This window comes from Pararhizobium polonicum (assembly GCF_001687365.1).
Taxonomy (GTDB): domain Bacteria; phylum Pseudomonadota; class Alphaproteobacteria; order Rhizobiales; family Rhizobiaceae; genus Pararhizobium; species Pararhizobium polonicum.
In genome coordinates this window covers 267,423-288,914 of sequence record NZ_LGLV01000008.1, presented here as the reverse complement: position 1 = coordinate 288,914, position 21,492 = coordinate 267,423, and the positions used below count along the sequence as shown (strand labels likewise).

Genomic DNA, 21,492 nt, shown 5'->3' with positions numbered 1-21,492 from the left:
CATTCGGAGAACTGAAAGTGCTCGATCCCGACGGTCGGCAGGTCTTTCTGCCGGAGCGAGGGATGTTAATTCTCGCCTATATGCGTGCCAGCCAGCGATTGGAGGTGTCCCGCGAAATCCTCGCGGCGATGCTTTGGCCTGATGTCGACCGCAGCATTGCATTCAAGAATCTTCGTTCGACGCTGCTTCGCATGCGCACAGCCGGCCAGTTGAACCCACTCCCTCTGTCTGCCGATGGCCGAATGGTGCGGCTTCAACCGGATGCGCTGCATTCGGATCTGGATTGCTTCCTGCCTGAAAACGATAAGCTGGCGCGCCTGCGCCAGATCGTCGAGACGATGAAGGAGGAATTCCTCGCCGGCACGCGCAATACAAATGGCCCCCTGAAACGATGGATAGAGGGGCAGCGTCAGGGCTATGGCGAGCTTTTAAGAGCTGCGGTTCTTGATGGATCGCCGCTGGCGACCGATCGAGCGGATATCCGCGCCGTTAAAATCGCATGCGTTCAAATTCTGCAGCGCGCACCGAATGACATGGATATCCGCAATATCCTGGATCGCGCCAAAATCGTCGAATCGGATGACGTGCCCGACAGGCTCTTTGCCGTGCCGCGCGAAACGCAAACCAGGCTAGATGCCACGATCGGTGTTGCGCCCTCCCCTTTGCAGGCCGAGCGGCTGTCACTGCCGCGCGTCGCCTTGCTTCCTCCCGATACGGCGGAAGATTCGCGTCTCAACGGATCGGTTGCAAATGCCCTGGTCGAGGACGTGACGATCGGTCTGTGCTCGCTTCGAACCGTGTCCGTCGTCGCCCCCTTCACATCCGAGCGCATTCGCGAGGCAGACGACAAGGCAGCGGTGCTGGAAAAGCATGGCGTCATCTATGCGCTCGACACCAAACGGTCGGGTGACGGCCTCTTCACCCAGCTCATTTTTCTGCCCACGGACGAAATCATCTGGGCCGAGCGCTTTACTCTGACGGCCGAAGGATTGACCACGCAGCGCAGCGAGATTTCCCGCACGATCACGCAAACCATTGCGCGCCAGGTGGACGAAACCGCAGCCGCACAACTCGATTTCGCCACACGCCCGCAAATGTATCTGAATTACCTGCAGGGCATGCAGCATCTGTCGGAACTGTCTCTGCCCGGGATTCGCAGGGCACGGAAAAAGTTTCGCGAGACCTTGCGCCTGTCTCCGGATTTTGCACCCGCGCTGGCCGGCATGGCGCGGACCCTGACGACGGAATGGCTTCTGACCGCGCGCGGAGATGAAGAGCTGCTGGTGGCGGCCGAGCAGAAAGCCATGGCCGCAGTTCACCACAATGGCAATCTGGCCGCCGGGTACCGCGAACTGGGCGTCGTGCAACTGTATCTGCAGAAACTCGATGAAAGTCTCGAAGCCCTGTCGACCGCCGAGACCATCAGCCCGCATTATGCCGATGCGCTTTACAGCCATGCCGACAGCCTCGTGCATGTCACCAGACCGGCGGATGGCCTGGTCAAGATCAAGAAGGCGATCGAACTCAATCCCCTTTGCCCGGATGCCTATTTCTGGACCGCGGCTGGGGCCAGTTACTTCCTCGGGGAGTTTGAAAACGCCGTTGCTTATATCGGCCAAATGCGCGACGCTCGCCCGGCTGACAGGCTGTTGGCTGCCAGCTGGGGAATGATCGGTGACAAGAACAAAGCCCGGGCAAGCCGCCAGCGAGTCCTGCGCGACAATCCCAGCTTTGACCTCCAGCGATGGCTTGAGGTCGTGCCGATGAAGGAAAGCTGGCAACGGGAACTGTATCGAGAAGGCCTGACCAAAGCAGGCTTCTAACAAAGGAGAGCGAATATGGCGAAAGTGGTCGTAATAGGGATTCCGGGCGAAAGCGGGCTTTGGCTGGCTGACCTGACAGCGGGGACGGTCACGCAACTGCCCAAGCCATTGTCTGGCGAACTTGCGACAGCCGAGTCCCTCCGGCATTCGGGTGGTGCTGTCGTGAAGGGTGTGGATTTTGCCGTGGCGGTCTCCTCGGCGGATCAAGTCTTTTCAGGCCATTTCGAGGGCTGATAACAGGCTTGGAAGACGCAGCCCCGCAACGCATCTATACGCCTCGTGAGACACTCTCCCGCGTCGAACCCCTTCTGAAAAACTTCGGCATCACCCGCGTTGCACGCCATACCGGCCTCGACAACCTGGGAATACCGGTATGGTGCGCCTATACGCCGAACGCAAAATCGATCGTTATCGCGCAAGGCAAGGGCATCACCGATGACGACGCCAAGGCATCGGCGGTGATGGAGGCGTTGGAACGGGTCGTGGCGGGGCATCCGGCTGTCGATATCGTCACCGCGACGATGAGCGGATTGGCGGACCGGGGACGGTTTGCCGATCCGCTGCCCAGCCTGATTGCGGGCGGGCAGTCCGATTTGCGCCCGGACGAGACAATCGACTGGATTGCGGGCCGAAATGTCCTGAACGGACAGGAGATCCTCGTACCGCTTGAGGCCGTGATTCTGGATCGTACCCGGCAGAATAACCGCTACTGGATGTCGTCGGACGGCCTGGCGTCTGGCAATTGCGATGATGAAGCGTTTCTCCACGGTCTTCTGGAGCGGATTGAGCGCGACGCCTACGTGCTTTGGCAAGTCGCACCGGCCAGCGACCGGCATTCGCGATGTGTCGACCCCTCACTGTATGGCGGCGCGGCCATGACGGAACTCCTCACCCGCATCGAAAGAGCCGGACTGGTTCTGCGGCTGTTCGACATCACCTCCGATATCGGCATTCCCTGCCTCACGGCCTTTCTTAGCCCTGCCGGCGTTTTATCCGACAGGCCCCTGCGGTATGTCGAGGTGACGAACGGATCGGGCGCCCATCCATCGCCGTCGGTTGCCGCACTTCGCGCCGTAACGGAAGCGGCGCAATCGCGCCTGACCTACATCAGCGGCGCCCGCGACGACGTCTCGGCGCAGACATACCGGACATCATTGCCGGATGAAACGCGCCGATTGTTCGCCTGCGTTCCAACCGAGGTGCCGGACTATCGGCAACCGATCCCGTCTACGACCGCTTCGATGATCGAGCACGTGCTGGAGAGACTGCGCGAAGCGCACATTCCATCCGCCATTGCCCTGCGTCTCTCAAGCAAGGACTGGCCTTTTTCCGTCGTCAAAGCGCTTGTCCCTGCCCTGGAAAACCCGGACGGCAAGCGCGCCCGACGTTTCGGCGCCCGCGCCATTGCCCGGACCTTGTGGCCATGAAAGTTATTTTTATCGGCCCAAGCCTGCCGGATGCCGCGCGCCTGTGTGCGAGTGACATAATCCTTCGCCCACCAGCGATCCAGGGCGACCTCCGCAAGGCGATCGATGAAGGGTTCACCTCTATCGGCCTGGTCGATGGCGGCTTTGAGTATCAGCCGCCGGTCTGGCACAAGGAAATACTCTACGGCTTGTCCATCGGCGTGCGGATCTACGGGGCATCGAGCATGGGCGCGCTTCGTGCCGCCGAATGCGAAGCCTTCGGAATGATCGGCATCGGAGCGGTATTCGACGGGTTCAAAACCGGGAGGCTGATCGATGACGCCGACGTCGCCTTGCTCCACGGTCCTGAAGAGTTGGGATATCCGGCGCTGACAGTGCCGTTCGTCAATGTCAGCGCAACGCTCGATACTCTGCAAGAAAGTGGTCACCTGTCACCCCTGCAGCAGGAGTTGCTGGAAACCAGCGCGCGAAATATCTTCTTCAAGGAACGCACGTGGAAAAGGATCGTTGCGGGCAGTGGTCTCGGCAAGGAAGTCCTGCCCGTGCTGACACGCGGAATGGTCGATATCAAAAGGCAGGATGCCCTGCAGCTGCTGGCCACCATGCACGAAGCACCGGCAACGTTGCGCAAACACGCTCCCGACTGGCAGTTGAACCTGACAGCCCTCTAGGAGAGGAACATTCAATCGAAACGTGTGCAACGCTCGTGCAACGCCATTTGTTTCGAATTGTATCTACAATCACCTTCGAAACCTCCATAGCGCGTAGGAATTTTCGAATGGACAACCTTGCCACCGTTTCAACTGAAGCCGAAGAGTTCGCCACGATTGCGCGAATGCTGACCTACATCCGGGACAGCGCACGCCAGCTTGACGCATCTGCGCTTGAATATTGCATTGAAATGGCGATGAAGGCCGTTACAAGCGAGCTCAGGAGCCGGGACGACACACCATCGGCCGAATTCGAGATGGTGCTGAGACAGCTCCAATAAAAGCGCCACTCCCGCCTCATTATGGCGCCCGGACGTTTTCAGACGTTGTTTGCTACCCGTAAAGCTGATCACGACGCCGGTGACCCGCTCGGCGCGGCCCCCCTGCAGGCGGCGAAAACATCCAGTTCGGGCCTGTAAACTTTGGTCACGACGTCCATCATCCCAAGCACGGTATGAAACAGATTGTCGTGCGACGTCGGGGCGTCCGAATACTGACGCAAGCAGCCGACATCCAGTTTCATCACCTGGGCATATTGATCTGAAAACCAGGCGATGAAGGGAACATGGGTCTGCTCCACAGGCGCAAACATGTACGGCGCGCCATGCAGGAACAACCCGTTTTCGCCCAGCGATTCGCCATGATCCGACATGTAGATCATCGCACCATCGACAGTGCCCTGATGCTTCTTCAGCAGCTTGATCACTTCCGACAGGTTGTGGTCGGTATAAAGGATCGAGTTGTCATAGGCGTTGACGATCTCCTCGCGGCTGCAATCGGACAGCTGCGCCGTGCGGCAATCGGGCGTGAAACGCCGGAATTCTTCAGGATACCGCAAATAATAAGTCGGCCCATGACTGCCGAGTTGATGCAGGACGATGACGGTGTTCTTGGTGATGCTTGCGAGCTTCGCATCGAGAAGCCCCAGGAAAATATCGTCCTGGCATTCGCCGTCCGTGCAGAATTTGCTGTTCTTCTGCTTGGTAAGACTGGCAAAGCTGATCAGATCGGCAATCCCCTTGCTGCCGGTGTTGTTGTCCCACCAGTAGCCGTCGATACCGGCACGGCGCAGAACATCCATCAAGGTATCGGTCGAACGAGCCTTGCGGTCCGAATAGCTTTGCCGCCCATAAACGGAGAACATGCAGGGCAATGAAACGGCGGTCGCGGTTCCGCAGCTCGTCGTCTTGGTATAGTTGACAACGTCGAGGGCCTTCAGCTCGGGATTGGTTTCTCTCGCATAGCCATTGAGCGAAAAGTTCATTGCGCGCGCCGTTTCGCCGGCAACGATAATGGTCACGATCGGCTTGTCCGCTCTCGCATAGACCGGCCCAAGTCTGGCATCGGTCCCAAGCGGCGCACGGACAATGCCGATCTCGCGATAGGTGCTGACCGCCAGGCCGATCGCCGAGGTTATCGGCGCGAACGGCGTCAGCTTGGCCATCATTTCGCGGTTCTGGCGAATGTTCGACGAGATTCCGGAGTAATTGCTGATGATCAGGCCGACGCAGACAGCAAGGCATGCGGAGATAACGACGAAATTCGCAAAGAGTTTTCCGATCAGGGGGCGGTGCCTGATCTTCGTCCAGCAAACCAGCAACGACGGGAGAACGCCGTAAAGCAAAACGTGAAAGACAAATGTCGGCGTGACGAGATGACTTGCCTCCTGCGGCGTCGTCACCACGGCATTTCTGATCATTTCCTTGTCGATCACAACGCCGAAGAAGTCCGTGTAGTAGGATGAGATCGCGCCGGCGACGATCAGGAAAATCAGAAATGGCTTGATGACATATTTGGCGGAGAACAGCACCACGCCCGCAACCACGAGCAGAGCAATCGCCGCAGAAAACGTATAGAAACTGACATTGAAACCGCCAAATACAGAGAAGGCCTGGTTCCAGAACGTGAAGTTCAACGCACCGAGAATGTAAAGCGTGACGATCAGGGAAAGCGGGACGCTTCCCATCACAGGACGCTTGAAAGAGGGACGGTTCAAAGCACACTCCGACTACGGGCAATTGCAAAGGTGCCCTCTCCTGTGCCTATTACCTGACAAAAAGCTGAATGTCAGTTTGCACCACCCAAAATTGCACTGAAAACAGAAATAAAACCTAAAAATCCTGAGCCTGCCCGCATTTCGCCGGCGTCAGCGATGGACCAACGCCTTGCGTGACAAGCCTAGTTCCGGCCGATGCGCGAGAGGAGAATCACCGGCAAAATCCCGATCACGACGATGGCGAGCGCCGCAACGGATGCTTCCTCGTAGGTGCCTCTGGCCGCTTCGCCGTAGAGATGCGTGGCGAAGGTTTCGACATTGAGCGGACGCAAAAGCAATGTTGCCGGCAACTCCTTGACGCAATCGACGAAGATCAGGAGACCGGCCGCCGTCAAGGCTGTTTTCGAGAGCGGGAGATGCACATGGCGCAGGGTGCCCGCCGTCGTCTGCCCGAGCGTACGTGCCGCGTGATCGAGCGAGAGCGGAATGCGCGCCAGCCCCGCTTCGATGCCACCCGCCGAAATCGCAAGGAACCGCATCGCATAGGCATAGAGCAAGGCCGCGCCGGACCCCATGAACAGGAGCCCCGTCGACAGACCGAACCAGGCGATCGCGGTCCTGTCGATGAAGCGGTCGAGCATTGCAACAACGATCAGGACACCGATCGCGACCACTGTTCCGGGCGCCGCATATCCGAGCGTCGAGAACCGGTAGAACCAGGCGGCAGCCGTGCCCGGCCTTAGACGCACCGCATAGGCAACCACCAGACCGAAGAACAGCGTCATTGCGGTCGCGGCCGAAGCGAGCGAGATCGTATTGAATGCCTCACCCCAGAAACGTGGCGACAGGCCGGCAAACTGGATCCGCTTGACGGCCTCGACCGCGAGATAGAGCGCCGGTGCGGCGAAGCCGATCAAGATCGGCAACGAGCCGGCGATCAAAAGCAATATGCCTTTTGGCCGCGAGACCTTGGCGGGCTCGAACCCATGCTGGCGCTGCGCGCCGGCGGCATAGCGCTGTTTGCGTCTCGCCCATCGTTCTGCCGCCACCAGCAGCGCGACGATCAACAACAGCGACAGCGCGATCTGCGAGGCGCCCGGCAGATCCGAGCGGGTCACCCAGCTTGTGTAGATCGAGACGGTCAGCGTGCGGATGCCGAGGAATTCCGACGCGCCGATATCGTTCAGGGTTTCCATCAGCGCCAGACTAATGCCCACAGCCACGGCCGGGCGTGCCAGCGGCAGGGCAACGCGCCAGAAGACCTTGCGGCGCGATACACCAAGCATTCTCGACGCATCGATCAGGTTCGCCGACTGGGTGAGGAACATGGCCCGGGTCGGGATATAGACATACGGATAAAGCACGAAGCCGAGCAACAGGATGCAGCCTGCCATCGAACGTATGTCGGGCAGGCGGAACTGGCGCGGGCCTTCATAGCCGAGCAGCCAGCGCACCGCGCCTTGCACGGGACCGATCGGATGGAGGATGTCGAGATAGGCATAGGCGACGATATAGGTGGGGACGGCAAGCGGCAGCAGCAGCGCCCATTCCAGCAGCCGGCGGCCGGGGAAGGCATAGGCGGTCACCAGCCACGCGGTTCCGGTTCCGATCACAGCCGTGACGAGGCCGACGCCGGCCAGCAGAACGACGGTATCCCACAGCGCCACCGGCAGCACGGTGATCGCCAGATGAGACCACAATCCGGCCGATCCCTGAATGGCTTGCACGAACAGCGCGACGATCGGCAACACAACGAACAGAGCAACGGCGGACGCGCCGAGCAGCCAGCCGCGACCGGCACGACGGCGATGCGGGCGTGCCGGTGACAGGCCCGTCATATGCGGGAATTCCATGCGAAAACAGGCGCCCGCGTTGCCGCGGGCGCCTTCTCTTGTATCCTACAGAGAGCGGCTGAAAACCGTATCATCCGTCCGGCGTCTTGCCTCAGTTGTCGAAGCCGACCTTGTCGACCAGTTCGCTTGCCTGCTTGCGATGGCTGACCACCTCGACCAGGGGCTTGGAATCGATCTTCAACTCGCCGAACGAGGCAATGATCGGATCGGCAGCGGCACCCGGCTTGACCGGATATTCGAAATTGGCTTCGGCATAGATCTTCTGGGCGTTGTCAGAGACGAGATATTCCAGAAGCTTGACGGCCTCGGCCTTGTTCGGCGCATGTTTGGCAACGGCCGCACCGCTGATATTGACCTGCGTTCCGCCATTCTTGAAGGTCGGCAGGACAACCTTGATGCCATTGCCCCAGGCAACCTGCTCTTCGCCACCCCTGCCCGAGCGCATCAGGCCGACATAATAGGAATTGGCGATTGCGACATCGCAAATGCCGCCGAGAATGTCCTTGGCGCCGTCGCGGTCACCGCCGGCCGCCTTGCGGGCCAGATTGTCCTTGACGCCAGCCAGCCACTTTTCGGTTTCCTCAGCGCCATAATGGGCGATGTAGTCGGCAATCAGCGCCGTGTTGTAGGGATGCTGGCCAGAACGGATGCAGACCTTGCCCTTCCATTTGGGATCGGCCAGGTCCTCGTAATTGAAGTCGGCCAGATCCAGATCCTTTGCCGCATACAGCACGCGGGCACGCATCGACAGGGCGTACCAATGGCCATTGGCATCGCGCAGCTGTTCGGGAACAGCTTCGGTCAGCGCCGTGGATTCGATGGCCTGCGTCACGCCCTTTTCGGTCAGGTCCACCAGATTGCCGGCATCGACGGTCATCAGGATATCGGCGGGCGAGCTTTCGCCTTCCGCCACAACACGCTCGGCCAAACCGTCCTTGAGGAAGACCGTGTTGACCTTGGTGCCCGTTTCAGCCGTAAACGAATCGAGCAAGGGCTGAATCAGGCCGGGCTCGCGCGTCGTGTAGATATTGAGTTCGGCAGCAGAAGCGGCACTTGCGCCGAAGAGGAAAGTGGCAGCGAGAAGTACGGACTGCGGGCGTGGATGTTTCATGTATCCCTCCAATGAATGCCCGCGTTGTCCATCATTTATGACTTAGATAGTCAAGTTAACGGGCGGCAGTTTACGGTTAACGATCACGGAGGTGTGATTGCGCGGCTGCAGTCCGGTTACGATCCCGGGTGCGAAAAGGCGAGCGTACTGCCGGGCAGAATCGCCAGATTGACCGCATCGGCATCCATCGGCAATCGGCTTGTCGTGCGCACACGCAAGGGCTCGGCCAGATTTTCAACGCGTACCGACAGTTGCTCCACTTCGCCCAGAAAGGCGCGACCGGCAAGGCGGCCGGCAAGGTTCCCCTCCCCCTCCACCACCGAAAGCCCCTGCGGCCGGAGGTACAGCATTGCCGCGGCGCCGTTATCGGCATCCAGCCTGTGGGCAAAACGGCCGATGGCCGTTTCCACGTGGCCATCACGGTAGACACCCGGGATCTTGTTGAAGGCGCAGAAGAACTCTGCCGCATAGGGTGTCTTCGGCCGATCGTGCAGATCGTAGCCCGTGCCGGTCTGGACGATTTCGCCATTCTTCATCAGTACGACCCTGTCGCCGGCCGAGAGCGCCTCTTCCGGATCGTGGGTGACCATGATGACCGTTGTGCCAAGGCCGCGCAGCAGGGCCAGCGTCTCCTCTCGCACCCGGTCGCGCAAGCCACGGTCGAGGTTGGAAAACGGCTCGTCCATCAACAGAATGTCCGGCTTGGGCGCCAGCGCCCGGGCAAGCGCCACCCGCTGCTGCTCGCCGCCCGACAGCATATGCGGGTACCGCCCGGCAAGATCGCCGATACCGATATGCTCGATGATGGCCCGCGCCCGCGTGCCGGCTTCCTTGCCCGGCAGACGCTTCAGCCCGAACATCACGTTCTGCTCGACGCTCAGATGCGGAAACAGCGCGTAATCCTGAAACACGAAACCGATATTGCGCGCCTCGGGCTCGATAAAACGGGACGGTCCGGAAACCTCGTTGCCCTTCAGAAGCACGCGGCCGGAATCGGGCGTATCGACGCCGGCGATGATGCGCAGAAGCGAAGACTTGCCGCAGCCGGATCGGCCGACAAGGCAGATGATCTCGCCGGCTGCAATCGCGAGATCGATGTTGGCCAGCGCGGCGACCGTGCCGAAACGCCGCCCGACGCCCTGGAGTTCGAGCACATGGCCGGGCGCTTGTCGTCTGTCAGTCATCGTCTTCGTTTTCCCTGCTCTCAAAACAGCTTGCCGATGGTCTATCTATCTGTCGAAAGAGCGTTGCGCCAGCACCCGCCGTTTGCGTTGACGGCGCTGACGATGCCCGGCCCGCGTCCCGCAGACCGGATTTCAAATCGCGTTTGCGGATGTCGGCAAAGCCAGTCTTCAGGACAGACGCAATCTCGACGAAATTCAATGATCGATGTGTACTGTTCTCGAAGCAGGAACCAGCATGATACAGGCGGATTTTCGAACGTCTTCTCCCGCTCCCACCGGCATGACCGTTCAGGGCGCCGATCCGTCCGACGGCTTGCACGCCAGCTCAACCGTCGGCCATAGCGACGACGGGTGAAACCAATCCAGGGCAATGCGGTCTCCACTGAATCCCGAAAATTAGACGAAATCACAACTTATTGATTTCTATCAACTCTTTTTCGGCTAGATTTTAAACTTCGTAGCAAAGCGTCATTCCCACTGAAGGAACGCAGCATGCGGTACCGGAATTCATTGCTTGTCCTTTCGGTTGCCGCCGTGGGCATTTTCCTCGGGCGCGCCGAACTGGCGCCCTATCTGCCCGGGTTTTTGGCAAAGACCGCCTCAGTAAAATCCGACGCAAAGGACCTTGCCGGTGGCTCCGGGCAGAAACAGGGGGCCGCAGGACATGGGGGCCATGCCGTCACCGTGACGGTGGCCACGGCAAAGGCAGGGTCCTTGCCGATCACGCGCAAGGCGATCGGCACCATCGTTCCGATTGCCTCGACGGCGCTTTCCAGTCTGGCCTCGGGGATCGTCGCCGAGGTGCTGGTCAAGGATGGCGCCGACGTCAAGGCCGGCGATCTGCTGGTGCAGCTGGATGACCGGACGATCAAGGCAAACATACAGCGCGATACCGCCACCCTGACGAAGGATCAGGCGACGCTTGACGATGCCAATACCACTTTGAAGCGGGTACAGGCCCTCAGCAATGCCGGTGCCCAGACACAGCAGCAGCTTGATGATGCAGTTGCGGCTGCAAAACAGGCCGAAGGCGCCATTGCCGTCGATCAGGCAAATCTGGCTGCGGACAAGGTCGCACTGACGCAGACGCAAATTCGCGCGCCCTTCGACGGCAAGCTCGGCGTGATTTTATTCTCCCCCGGCGCCTATGTCGCCCCGGGCGCGGATATCGTGACACTGACGCAGATGAAACCGGTCTACGCGGAATTCACGCTTGCGGAGCCCGATCTCGACCTTGCCCGGTCAGCACTTTCGGCCGGAAAACTCAACGTTCGCATTGCCCCGATGATGTCTCAGGACGACACCACAGCGGCATCGGGACCGATCGTCTTCATCGATAACGCGGTGGACCCCGCCTCCGGCACCTTCAAGCTGCGGGCGCTGCTGGAGAATGCAGATAGTGCGTTCTGGCCGGGGCAGTCCCTGGATATCACGGTCAATGCCGGTGAAAAGGATGGCCTGGTCATCGTGCCGGCCGTTTCGCTCCAGCCCCACGACGATGGCTCCATCTGCTACGTTGTCGGCCAGGATAATACCGTCCAGGTGCGCAAGGTCGAGGTCGCTTTGAGCGCCGGAGACACGGCCGGCATCGCGCGTGGCCTGGAGAAGGGTGAGGTTGTCGTCACGGAAGGGCAAGCGGGGCTGGTGGAGGGCACCCACGTAACCGTCGTTTCCGCGCCGGAACCCACGGCCGAGAAGGTTGCCGACAGCGCGTCCGATGCCGGAGCGGCACAATGAACATCTCCGAAATCTTCATCCGCCGCCCGGTCGCAACGATCCTCTTGACCATCGGCATCCTTCTCGCGGGCGCATCCGCATACACCAATCTACCAGTCGCCGCCCTGCCGCAGGCCGATTTTCCGACGATCAACGTCTCCGCCCAGCTTGCCGGCGCATCGCCCGATACGATGGCCAGTTCTGTCGCAACGCCCCTGATCAAGCAATTCGAGACGATCGCCGGTATCGACACGATCAGCGCCAGCTCATCGCTCGGCAATACCCAGATCACCATCCAGTTCTCCCTTTCGCGTGATATCGATGCCGCCGCCGCCGATGTGCAGGCCGCGATTGCGCGGGCTGGACGGCAATTGCCCGACAATCTGACCGCGCCGCCAAGCTACCGGAAGGCGAACCCGGCAGACGCCCCGGTGCTCATCTTGGCGCTGACGGGTGACGGCGCATCGCTGACGAAAATGGACGATGTGGCGGAAAACATCATTTCCCCCGCACTGTCGACGATCTCCGGCGTGGCCCAGGCACAGGTCTTCGGCCAAAAAGCCTATGCCGTGCGCATCGAGGTCGATCCGCGCAAGCTGCAAAGCCGGGGCCTTTCGCTGGATGGCCTGGCGACAACGCTGGCAGCAGCCAACGATCAATCGCCCGTCGGCACACTTCAGAACAAATCCCAGGCATTGACCGTCGAGGTTTCGACCCAGCGCAGCGATGCCGCCGCCTTCAAAACACTGATTATCGCCCAACCCGGTGGCCGGATCGTGCGGCTGAGCGATGTCGCCAACGTGAAGGACAGCGTGACCGTCGTCAATCAGGGAAGCTGGCTGGACGGCAAGCCGGCCATCGCGCTGGCCGTCCAGCGTCAGCCGGGCGCCAATACCGTGGCGGTGGTCGATGCCATTCTGGCCAAGGTGCCGGAACTTCAGGCCGGCCTTCCCGCCGACATGCATATCAATGTCGTCAACGATGCCTCCGTGTCGATCCGCGCGGCCGTGGCCGATGTCGAGACAACGCTGATGATCACCATCGGCCTCGTCGTTCTGGTGATCTATCTGTTCCTGCGGCGGCTGTCGGCCACGCTTATCCCAGGGCTCGCCGTGCCGCTGTCGCTGGTGGCGACGGTGGGGGCAATGTATGCGCTCGGTTTCTCCATCGACAACATCTCCCTTCTGGGCCTGACCCTGTCCGTCGGCCTTGTCGTCGACGATGCCATCGTCATGCTGGAAAATATCGTGCGCAAGGTCGAAGAGGGCATGGCCCCCCTACAAGCGGCAATCGAGGGCAGCCGCGAGGTCACCGGCACCATTGTTTCGATGTCGATTTCGCTGGTCGCCGTTTTCCTGCCCATTCTGCTGATGGGCGGTATCGTCGGGCGCGTGCTGAACGAGTTCGGCGTCGTCGTGACGCTGGCCATTCTGTCTTCGGCTCTCGTCTCGCTCACCGTCACGCCGATGCTTGCAGCCCGCCTGCCGCATCAGCCGCACGAAGAGGCACCGCGCGAGGGGCTGTTCGACCGGGTAACCGCCGCCTATGGCCGCTCCGTCGGCTGGTGCCTGAACCACCGCGCGCTGGTCATGCTGGTGTTCGTCGCCACCTTCGCAGCATCCGGCTGGATGTTCACGAACCTGCCGCGCAGCTTCTTTCCTGCCGAGGATATCGGTCTTCTGACCGTCTCGACGCAGGCACGGCAGGACATATCCTATCAGGCGATGAGCGCCTTGCAGGCGCGCGCCGCGGCCATCGTTGCCGCCGATCCCGCCGTTGCGCATGTGACGTCGACGCTCGGCTCCGGCCCCGGCGGATCGGCGCTCAACGCCGGCTCGCTGCTCGTGCAGCTAAAACCGCGCGACGCACGCCTACCGCTCGACGAAACCCTGCAGGCGTTGCGGGGCTCGCTATCGCAGATCGCAGGCTTGAAGGCGTTCATCACCCCCCAGCAAAGCCTGCGCTTCGGCGGCCGCAGCACCCAGAGCCTCTATCAGCTGGTACTGCAATCCATCGATGCCCAGGCGGCGCGGGATTCTTCGCAAACGCTCGCCGAGGCGATGCGCGCCGACCGGGCCAATTTCGTTGATGTCGCTTCCGATCTCCAGAACAACGCGCTTCAGGCGCATGTTGCCGTCGATAACGACCGTGCCAATACCCTTGGAATTTCGTCGCAGGCGCTGCGCACGACGCTGGAAGCCGCATTCGGCAGCTATGTCGTTACACAGATCCAAACCACCGGCGACAGCTACGACGTCATTCTCGAATACGACCAGTCGCTGGATTGGAACGAACAATCGCTGGCGGCGATCCGGGTCGCCTCCACGTCCGGCGCACTCGTGCCACTTTCGAGCTTTGCGCGCGTGACGCGCGAGGCAGGGCCGGTCACCGTCAACCAGACCGGACAGCTGACCGCCGTGACGCTATCGTTCAATCTGCCACCGGGCGTATCACTCGGAACGGCGACCGATCGCATCGAGGCGCTGAAGGAGCAGGTCCACCTGCCGTCCTCCGTCACCACCAGTTACGCCGGCGCCGCACAGATCTTCCAGCAGGCAAGCGGCAATACCGGACTGCTGATCGGGGCGGCGATCCTGACCATCTATGTGGTGCTCGGCGTGTTCTACGAAAGCTTTCTGCATCCGCTGACCATTCTCTCCGGCCTGCCGTCAGCCGCCTTTGGAGCCTTGCTGACGCTCAAGCTCTTCGGCTTCGATCTGTCGATCATCGCGCTGATTGGCCTCTTGATGCTGATCGGTATCGTCAAGAAGAATGCGATCATGATGATCGACGTGGCCCTGACGCTTCAACGCGACGAGCATCACGAAACGCTGGATGCCATCCATCAGGCGGCGGTACGCCGCTTCCGGCCGATCATGATGACGACCTTCTGCGCTCTGCTCGGTGCGCTGCCGATTGCGATCGGAACGGGCGCCAGCTCGGAGCTGCGCCAGCCGCTCGGCGTCGCGGTGGTCGGCGGGCTTCTCGTCAGCCAGGTGCTGACCCTTTTCATGACGCCGGTCATCTTCGTCGAGATTGAACGGCTGTCCACCTTCATACGGTCACTCCGGATGCGGATGCGCAGGAAGGCTGTCCCCGTGACAGGTTGAAGAGCGACTGCGAAAAGCCTGTCGCTGTTTGGGTCAATCGTCCGGGCCGCACCATCCCGGCAGATGGCTTGCGGCCTTCGTGCGGGCAAGCTTCATGGCCTCGGCCACGGCCCCCTTGAAATCCTTGTGCAGCGCTCGGGCATCGACGCGGTTGCGCAGAAAATCCGCCCACATGAACTCGCTAAACGGCGTATTGTCCTTGGCATAGCCGCCTGACGTGCGAAGGGCTCCGGCCAGAGACCGGTAGGGATCATCGACGAGATCCGCGACCGTCTTGGGGAGACGATCGTGCGGCTGGCGCATGCCTTTGGCATCGAATGGATACGTCCAGCGATAGTGATCCATCACCGACCAGAATTCCGGTTTTCCGAGGCCGCTGAGATCGGCGACAACACTGGTCAGGACATGTTCGACGCCCTCCTCCTGAAGCGCTCTGGCGAGATGGTGATGGTCAATCAGGTAAGCGCGCTTCTTCGGACCGAGAACGACCGGAACCATGTGGCGGCCGAGGAATTTCGCTCCGTTACGCCCGGCATGCGCGCGCCATTCCAGCCGTTTGCTGGCGACCTCGTGAAAGCCGACAGTCATCTGTGTCGGCCTGAAGCTTGCTATGGCCACCGGCTGCAGGCGTGGTTCGTATGACTGCGTCATGAAGGACCTCCAGAGCGGGATGGTTGAGACAAAACGGCGGCAACGGCATCGTCGACGCTGACGCTACATCGTCCGGCAAGTTCGGGTGATGCAGCCGCGATCAGGTCGCGCGCCCGGTCATGGACGCGCGCATAGTGCACCCGCTTGCCGGACGATCCTATCGTCTTGTCGAATTCCAGCAGTGCATCGAGCGCGGTGCTGTCGAGATCGAAACTCTCCTCAAGGCTGACAATGACGGCCGCGATAGCACTTTCGGCATGAACGTCATGGGCAATGGTGGTCAGCATGGCATCCGCATTGGCGAAAAACAGCGGCTGTGCCGGCCGCCAGATGGCAACGCCCGGAATCTGCGCCGCGTCGGCGTGACGTGCGATATCGACGAAATCGTGGCCCTGGCCAAGCCGGCCAAGGCGCGCGACATAAGGCGATGCCAGACGCCTGAGCAGGGCAGCCAGCGACAGCGCGATCGCCACCAGCATTCCATCCAGAACGCCGAACACCAGCACGCCAAACACTGCCGCGAGCGCGATGAAACCATCACGGTTCAACTGCCAGAGGCGCAGCAGCGGCATAGGATTGAGAGCATGGGTCAGTGCTGCCACGACCACCGCCGCCAGGACCGGTTGCGGAAGCAGCGCCACCGGACCGGGAGCGAAAATCATCAAGAACGCCAGGCCGAACGCCGCGATGACGGCCGTTGCCCGGCTTTGTGCACCCGCAGCCTCGCTCGCCGCTCCCGCCGAGAAACCGGCGCCAACCGGCATGCCCTGGACAACGGCGCTGGCAACATTTGCAAAACCCAGGGCACCAAGCTCGCGGTTTGCCTCGACGGTTTCGTTGTTGCGCAGTGCTAGGGACCGCAAGGTCCCCCAGGATTCGGCAAAGAGAATGAGCATCAGCGGCAGCACGAAGGGCAGAAGTGCCCTGATTTCCGTCCATTGGCGTCCCGAGAATTCCGGCCATGCGGCCTCCAATGGAATGCTGCCGACAAGCGCGACGCCATGATGGGCGAGATCGAAGAGGAAGGACGCGGCGATGCCCGCGCCGAGCACCAGAAAGGCACCCGGAACCAGAGGAATGCGGCGCAGAACAATGAGGGCGGCAAGAGCGGCCACACCGACCAGAACGCTCGGCAGATGCCATTGCGGCGCGGAGGAAACAAGGCCGATCGCCAGATGAAAAACATCCGGGGCTTTCACGTCCACACCGGCCAGAACCGGGAGCTGCCGCAGGATAATGGTTATCGCCAACCCGAAGGCAAAACCACGCAGGACCGGCCGGGAGATAAATCCCGCCAGGTTTCCAAGCCGCATCGCCGATGCGAGCAGGAAGAGAATGCCGACCAGTGCCACCACGATGGTGGCAAGCGCCGCCTTGTCGCCGACAGAGCCCGGCATGGCGGCAAGCGTTGCAGCAAGGATCGCTGCCGAAGACGAGGTGGGGGTGACGATGGCAAACCGGCTTCTGCCAATCACCGCATAGGCGAGACAGCCGGCAACCGCGGCAAAAATGGCCCGCTGAGGCGGCAATCCGGCTATTCCCGCATAGGCGACCGCTTCAGGCAACATCAGCCCCGCCACGGACACGCCTGCGATCCAGTCTCCCTTGCGCATCGACGGCTGTTGCTCCGCTGGTTTTCAGATCGCCTCAATAGCACGGATTGTACGGCACCTGGTCTTTCACTGCGATAGCGCCTCAAACAGACCTATCTCAACCTTCGGACTGACCGGCCGCCTATTTGCCCTGAAATTGCGGCGGCCGCTTTTCGATGAAGGCGGCCATGCCCTCCTTCTGATCGTGGGTCGCAAACAGTGCATGGAAAATACGGCGTTCGAACAGGATGCCTTCGCGCAGCCCCCCTTCGAGGGCACGATCGACCGCTTCGCGGGCGGCCATGGTGGCGGCCTTGCCGTAACCGGCGATCGTGCGGGCGGCGGCCAGCGTTTCGTCGATCAGCTTGTCCGCCGGCAGGACGCGCGCAACGAGGCCGCAGCGTTCGGCCTCCGTCGCATCCATCATTCGCCCGGTCAGGATCATGTCCATCGCTTTTGCCTTGCCGACAAGCTTCGTCAGCCGCTGCGAACCGCCCATGCCGGGGATGACGCCGAGCTTGATCTCCGGCTGGCCGAACATGGCGGTGTCGGCGGCAAAGATCATGTCGCACATCATCGCCAGTTCGCAGCCGCCACCGAGCGCATAACCCGAGACCGCCGCGATCTTCGGCGTGCGGAACGATGCGAACCGGTCCCAGGCGGCAAAGAAGTCCTCGCCAAACATGTTGGCGAACGACTTGTCGGCCATCTCCTTGATATCGGCGCCTGCCGCGAATGCCTTGTCTGAGCCCTTCAGCACAAAGCAGCCAACGCCGGGGTCGCGGTCGAGCGGCGCAAGATCGGTTACCAGCGCATTCATGATCTCGGAATTGAGCGCATTACGCGCGGCGGGCCGGTTCAGTGTGACGACCACAACCCGGTCCTGCTGTTCGATGATGATCGGTTTTTCCATGGGCGTGATCCTCTTGCGGGCGTTTAAGGCGTTTTCAGGCGGTGCCGCCGGATTGTTGCCTTAACATGTCGATGATGCCGGAAAAATCCTTGTCGGCGTTTCCGAGCTCGTTGAACAGCGCGTAGAGCTCCGCAGCCTTGGCCCCGAGCGGCGTTGTCGCCCCCGCCGATTGTGCTGCCTCCTGGGAGAGCTTCAGGTCTTTCAGCATGAGGGCTCCGGCAAAACCGGGCTTGTAGTCGTTGTTGGCCGGGGATGTGGGAACCGGGCCTGGCACGGGGCAATAGGTGGTGAGCGACCAGCACTGGCCTGAGGAAACCGAGGCGACATCATAGAGCGCCTGATGCGAGAGGCCGAGCTTTTCGCCGAGTACGAAGGCCTCGCCGACGGCGATCATGCTGATGCCGAGGATCATGTTGTTGCAGATCTTCGCCGCCTGCCCCGCCGTTGGCCCGCCGCAATGGATGATCTTCTTGCCCATTGCCTGGAAGATTGGCGCGGCATCCGCGAAGGCCTGCTGCTCGCCGCCAATCATAAAGGTGAGCGTTCCCGCTGCCGCGCCACCGGTGCCGCCGGATACCGGCGCATCGAGCGAGGGGCAACCTTTTCCGGCGGCCATCTCATGCGCCTTGCGGGCGCTGTCTATGTCAATGGTCGAGCAGTCGATCAGCAGCGTACCGGATGGCACCGTCGCGACCAGTTCCTGCCAGACCGACAGAACATGTTTGCCGGCGGGAAGCATGGTGATGACCGTGTCGGCGCCAGAGACCGCTTCGGCAAGCGACGCGCAGGCGGCGACGCCCTTTCCTTGCGCTTCATCCAGCAAGGGTTGCGAGAGATCGAACCCTTTGACCGTATGGCCAGCCTTGACAAGATTGGCAGCCATCGGGCCGCCCATGTGACCGAGACCGATAAAGCCGATCGTCATGCTGGTGATCCTTCCTTGGTCTTATCCGCAAAAAGTGGATGGGCGGATGGCTTGAAATAGGCATCGACATCCGCCGCGGTGACATCCGCAAGCCGACCCGGCCGCCATTGCGGATTGCGGTCCTTGTCGATCACGGCGGCGCGCACGCCCTCGTAGAAATCATGGCTGCGCAGAACAGCGGCCGTGGCCGCGAATTCCCGTTCGAGGCAGTCTTCCAACCTTTCGGTTTTGCGGCCAAGCCGCAGCAGCCGTAGCGTCACGTTGAGACTGAGCGGCGATTTCGCCGAGAGAACGGAGAGAATTTTCTCCGCGAAAGAACTGCCGTCACCACGCAGGGCGGCGAAAATGTCTTCGATCGTGTCGAAGGCAAAGAGGCGATAGATGGCCGGCCGGTGTGATTCCAGAACGCCGGCTGGCGGCGCTTCGGAAAAGTCTGCGATCACGGTTGAAACTGCCTCGCGTGAATTTCCCGCTGGCAGCGATGTCAAAGCCTCGGTCAATTCCGCAAGCCGTTCGGACCGGACAAAAATGTCTGCGAGGCCGACAAGAATGGCATCAGCGGCGCCCAGCGGTTCGCCGGTCAGTCCGACATAGGTGCCGAGTTCATTGGTTTGGCGTGTCAGGAACCAGGATGCGCCGACATCCGGGAAAAAGCCGATGCCGGTTTCCGGCATGGCGAAACGGGTGCGCTCGGTGACGATCCGGTGGCTGCCATAGACGGAGATACCGACACCGCCACCCATGACGATGCCATCCATAATGACGACATAGGGTTTCGGATAGCGCCCGATCCGGGCGTTGAGCCGGTATTCCTCGCGCCAGAAGGTTTCCGGCAGATCAGAGCCGGTTTTTCCGCCGTCATAGATGGCGCGGATATCGCCGCCAGCGCAGAGGCCGCGCTCGCCCTCGCCGGTGACGAGCACGGCCGCGATGGCCGGATCGGTCTCAAAGTCGTCCAGCGCGCACTCGATGTCGCGCACCATCTGCAGCGTCAGGCTGTTCAGCGCCTTGGGCCGATTGAGCCGGATACGACCGAGCGCACCCTGGTGGTCGACAAGCGTTTCTGCTTCTGTTGTGCGGGATTCAGACATGGAGGGCATGGCCGAGCGCCTTCATTGCTGCTTCCTGGAAACCTTCGCTGCGTGTCGGGTGCGCGTGGATCGTCGCAGCGATATCTTCCAGACGGGCACCCATTTCGATGGCTAGCGCAAAGGCGCTCGACAGTTCCGAAACACCGGCACCGACAGCCTGCACGCCGAGAACGAGGTTGCTGTCCGCGCGCGCCACGATGCGGACGAAACCGTCTTCCGAGAGCATCGTCATGGCGCGGCCGTTGGCATTGAACGGAAACAGCCCGACGCGAATCTCGTAGCCTTGCGCCCGCGCCTCATCCGGAGAGAGACCGGCCGTGACGATTTCCGGATCGGTGAAGCAGACGGCTGGAATGCAGCGCTTGTCCCATGTCCGCTTCTTGCCCGCGACGATCTCGGCGACCATTTCGCCCTGTGCCATGGCGCGATGCGCCAGCATCGGTTCGCCGGTGATGTCGCCGATGGCATGAACGCCGCGCATCGAGGTCCGGCAGCGGTCATCGATGCGCAGGAATTTGCCGGCGCGGTCGAGGTCGAGTTCATCCAGTCCCCATCCTTCGGTGCGTGGCTTGCGGCCGACGGTGACGAGGATCTTGTCGGCTGGCAGCCGCTGTTCCTCGCCTTCGGCGGTTTCGATCAGGAGCGCAACGCCTTCATCCGAAAGCCCCTTGGCCTTGGCGCCGGTCAGGACGCGGATGCCGAGATCTCCCAGCCGCTTGGCGAGGGGCCGCACCAGTTCCGCATCATATTGCGGCAGAATCTGCTGGGTCGCTTCAACCACGGTGACTTGCGCGCCCAACTTGGCGAAGGCGGTTCCGAGTTCCAGACCGATATAGCCGCCGCCGACAACGACCAGCCTCTGCGGCACCGTCTTCAGCGACAGTGCTTCCGTCGAGGAGATGACCGGCCCGCCGAAGGGCAGGAACGGCAGTTCCACCGGTTCCGAGCCGGTGGCGATCACCACCGTTTCGGCGCGGATGATCTGCGTTCCGGTTTCCGTCTCGACCTCGACGGTCTTGCCGTCGCGAAACTTCGCCCTGCCATGGACGATCTTGACCTTGGCCTTGCGCAGCAAGCCGAGCACGCCGCTGTTCAGGCGGCCGACGATGCCGTCCTTCCAGGCGATGGTCCTGGCGAGGTCGAGTTTCGGCGCCTCGACCGTGATGCCGAGCGGGCTTTTGGCGTTTGCCATCTGGCTGACCTTCTCGAATTCCTCGGCCGCATGGATCAGTGCCTTGGAGGGAATGCAGCCGATATTGAGGCAGGTGCCCCCGGCCTTGACGGCCTCGACGATGACGGTATCGACCCCGAGCTGGCCGGCGCGGATGGCGCAGATATAGCCACCGGGGCCGGCGCCGATGACGAGAAGCTTGCAGACGATCTCTTTCAT

17 protein-coding genes are annotated in these 21,492 nt (G+C 61.4%); 7 read left to right on the top strand and 10 right to left on the bottom strand.

Going from position 1 to position 21,492, the window contains the following annotated elements:
• Positions 1-62 precede the first annotated feature (62 nt).
• The 5 genes from ADU59_RS14240 to ADU59_RS14220 all read left to right on the top strand — a co-directional run bounded on the left by ADU59_RS14240 (position 63) and on the right by ADU59_RS14220 (position 4,241).
• On the top strand, positions 63-1,823 hold the full coding sequence (locus ADU59_RS14240; RefSeq protein ID WP_244506428.1) for an adenylate cyclase: 1,761 nt from the start codon (positions 63-65) through the stop codon (positions 1,821-1,823).
• A gap of 15 nt (positions 1,824-1,838) precedes the next feature.
• Entirely contained in the window at positions 1,839-2,057 is a 219-nt protein-coding gene (locus ADU59_RS14235; RefSeq protein WP_068954773.1) for a hypothetical protein, read from the top strand.
• Between the two features lie 8 nt (positions 2,058-2,065).
• Positions 2,066-3,250: a YcaO-like family protein gene (locus ADU59_RS14230; RefSeq protein WP_083198268.1), complete on the top strand. Its 1,185-nt coding sequence runs from the start codon at positions 2,066-2,068 to the stop codon at positions 3,248-3,250.
• The gene (locus ADU59_RS14225; RefSeq protein ID WP_068954772.1) at positions 3,247-3,921 is read left to right on the top strand and encodes a TfuA-like protein; all 675 of its coding nucleotides are present in this window, start codon (positions 3,247-3,249) and stop codon (positions 3,919-3,921) included. Before ADU59_RS14230 ends, ADU59_RS14225 begins: the two co-directional genes overlap by 4 nt.
• A 107-nt stretch (positions 3,922-4,028) precedes the next feature.
• The gene (locus ADU59_RS14220; RefSeq protein ID WP_068954771.1) at positions 4,029-4,241 is read left to right on the top strand and encodes a hypothetical protein; all 213 of its coding nucleotides are present in this window, start codon (positions 4,029-4,031) and stop codon (positions 4,239-4,241) included.
• Positions 4,242-4,309: 68 nt separating this feature from the next.
• Here ADU59_RS14220 and ADU59_RS14215 read toward each other — a convergent pair whose 3' ends face one another.
• From ADU59_RS14215 to ADU59_RS14200, 4 genes are all read right to left on the bottom strand, one after another.
• Positions 4,310-5,956 carry a phosphoethanolamine transferase gene (locus tag ADU59_RS14215; protein WP_338012935.1) on the bottom strand — a complete coding sequence of 549 codons (1,647 nt, stop codon included), beginning with the start codon at positions 5,954-5,956 and terminating at the stop codon, positions 4,310-4,312.
• A gap of 182 nt (positions 5,957-6,138) precedes the next feature.
• The gene (locus ADU59_RS14210; protein ID WP_068954917.1) at positions 6,139-7,794 is read right to left on the bottom strand and encodes an ABC transporter permease; all 1,656 of its coding nucleotides are present in this window, start codon (positions 7,792-7,794) and stop codon (positions 6,139-6,141) included.
• Positions 7,795-7,900: 106 nt separating this feature from the next.
• Positions 7,901-8,920: an extracellular solute-binding protein gene (locus ADU59_RS14205; RefSeq protein ID WP_068954769.1), complete on the bottom strand. Its 1,020-nt coding sequence runs from the start codon at positions 8,918-8,920 to the stop codon at positions 7,901-7,903.
• Positions 8,921-9,036: 116 nt separating this feature from the next.
• Positions 9,037-10,104: an ABC transporter ATP-binding protein gene (locus tag ADU59_RS14200; RefSeq protein WP_068954768.1), complete on the bottom strand. Its 1,068-nt coding sequence runs from the start codon at positions 10,102-10,104 to the stop codon at positions 9,037-9,039.
• 492 nt (positions 10,105-10,596) lie between these two features.
• On the opposite strand from ADU59_RS14200, the gene ADU59_RS14195 reads away from it, so the two are divergent.
• Together ADU59_RS14195 and ADU59_RS14190 are read left to right on the top strand one after the other, a co-directional pair.
• Complete coding sequence (locus ADU59_RS14195) at positions 10,597-11,841, top strand: efflux RND transporter periplasmic adaptor subunit (protein WP_083198267.1); 1,245 nt, start codon at positions 10,597-10,599, stop codon at positions 11,839-11,841.
• A complete protein-coding gene (locus tag ADU59_RS14190; protein WP_068954767.1) occupies positions 11,838-14,930 on the top strand; it encodes an efflux RND transporter permease subunit in 3,093 nt (1,030 codons plus the stop codon). The genes ADU59_RS14195 and ADU59_RS14190 overlap by 4 nt, the downstream gene beginning before the upstream one ends.
• A 33-nt stretch (positions 14,931-14,963) precedes the next feature.
• On the opposite strand, the gene ADU59_RS14185 is transcribed toward ADU59_RS14190, so the two are convergent.
• The 6 genes from ADU59_RS14185 to lpdA all read right to left on the bottom strand — a co-directional run bounded on the left by ADU59_RS14185 (position 14,964) and on the right by lpdA (position 21,492).
• Positions 14,964-15,581 (bottom strand): ParB-like protein, encoded by a 618-nt coding sequence (locus ADU59_RS14185; protein WP_068954766.1) that lies wholly within the window; start codon positions 15,579-15,581, stop codon positions 14,964-14,966.
• Positions 15,578-17,194, bottom strand: a complete 1,617-nt coding sequence (locus tag ADU59_RS14180) for a SulP family inorganic anion transporter (RefSeq protein ID WP_083198266.1) — start codon at positions 17,192-17,194, stop codon at positions 15,578-15,580. The genes ADU59_RS14185 and ADU59_RS14180 overlap by 4 nt, the downstream gene beginning before the upstream one ends.
• 121 nt (positions 17,195-17,315) lie before the next feature.
• Positions 17,316-18,086, bottom strand: a complete 771-nt coding sequence (locus ADU59_RS14175; protein ID WP_068954765.1) for an enoyl-CoA hydratase — start codon at positions 18,084-18,086, stop codon at positions 17,316-17,318.
• 34 nt (positions 18,087-18,120) lie between these two features.
• Positions 18,121-19,011, bottom strand: coding sequence for a 3-hydroxyisobutyrate dehydrogenase (gene mmsB, locus ADU59_RS14170; RefSeq protein WP_068954764.1), 891 nt, complete (start codon positions 19,009-19,011; stop codon positions 18,121-18,123).
• Positions 19,008-20,111, bottom strand: a complete 1,104-nt coding sequence (locus ADU59_RS14165; RefSeq protein ID WP_068954763.1) for an enoyl-CoA hydratase/isomerase family protein — start codon at positions 20,109-20,111, stop codon at positions 19,008-19,010. The genes mmsB and ADU59_RS14165 overlap by 4 nt, the downstream gene beginning before the upstream one ends.
• Entirely contained in the window at positions 20,095-21,492 is a 1,398-nt protein-coding gene (gene lpdA / locus ADU59_RS14160; RefSeq protein ID WP_068954914.1) for a dihydrolipoyl dehydrogenase, read from the bottom strand. Before lpdA ends, ADU59_RS14165 begins: the two co-directional genes overlap by 17 nt.

Excerpts from the sequence above, each read along its gene's own strand:
- ADU59_RS14175 (WP_068954765.1), bottom strand. The coding sequence starts at position 18,086 with ATGGAAAAACCGATCATCATCGAACAGCAGGACCGGGTTGTGGTCGTC.
- ADU59_RS14235 (WP_068954773.1), top strand. The coding sequence starts at position 1,839 with ATGGCGAAAGTGGTCGTAATAGGGATTCCGGGCGAAAGCGGGCTTTGG.
- ADU59_RS14200 (WP_068954768.1), bottom strand. The coding sequence starts at position 10,104 with ATGACTGACAGACGACAAGCGCCCGGCCATGTGCTCGAACTCCAGGGC.
- ADU59_RS14205 (WP_068954769.1), bottom strand. The coding sequence starts at position 8,920 with ATGAAACATCCACGCCCGCAGTCCGTACTTCTCGCTGCCACTTTCCTC.
- ADU59_RS14240 (WP_244506428.1), top strand. The coding sequence starts at position 63 with ATGTTAATTCTCGCCTATATGCGTGCCAGCCAGCGATTGGAGGTGTCC.
- ADU59_RS14165 (WP_068954763.1), bottom strand. The coding sequence starts at position 20,111 with ATGCCCTCCATGTCTGAATCCCGCACAACAGAAGCAGAAACGCTTGTC.
- ADU59_RS14225 (WP_068954772.1), top strand. The coding sequence starts at position 3,247 with ATGAAAGTTATTTTTATCGGCCCAAGCCTGCCGGATGCCGCGCGCCTG.
- lpdA (WP_068954914.1), bottom strand. The coding sequence starts at position 21,492 with ATGAAAGAGATCGTCTGCAAGCTTCTCGTCATCGGCGCCGGCCCCGGT.
- ADU59_RS14195 (WP_083198267.1), top strand. The coding sequence starts at position 10,597 with ATGCGGTACCGGAATTCATTGCTTGTCCTTTCGGTTGCCGCCGTGGGC.
- ADU59_RS14185 (WP_068954766.1), bottom strand. The coding sequence starts at position 15,581 with ATGACGCAGTCATACGAACCACGCCTGCAGCCGGTGGCCATAGCAAGC.
- ADU59_RS14220 (WP_068954771.1), top strand. The coding sequence starts at position 4,029 with ATGGACAACCTTGCCACCGTTTCAACTGAAGCCGAAGAGTTCGCCACG.
- ADU59_RS14190 (WP_068954767.1), top strand. The coding sequence starts at position 11,838 with ATGAACATCTCCGAAATCTTCATCCGCCGCCCGGTCGCAACGATCCTC.
- ADU59_RS14210 (WP_068954917.1), bottom strand. The coding sequence starts at position 7,794 with ATGACGGGCCTGTCACCGGCACGCCCGCATCGCCGTCGTGCCGGTCGC.
- ADU59_RS14180 (WP_083198266.1), bottom strand. The coding sequence starts at position 17,194 with ATGCGCAAGGGAGACTGGATCGCAGGCGTGTCCGTGGCGGGGCTGATG.
- mmsB (WP_068954764.1), bottom strand. The coding sequence starts at position 19,011 with ATGACGATCGGCTTTATCGGTCTCGGTCACATGGGCGGCCCGATGGCT.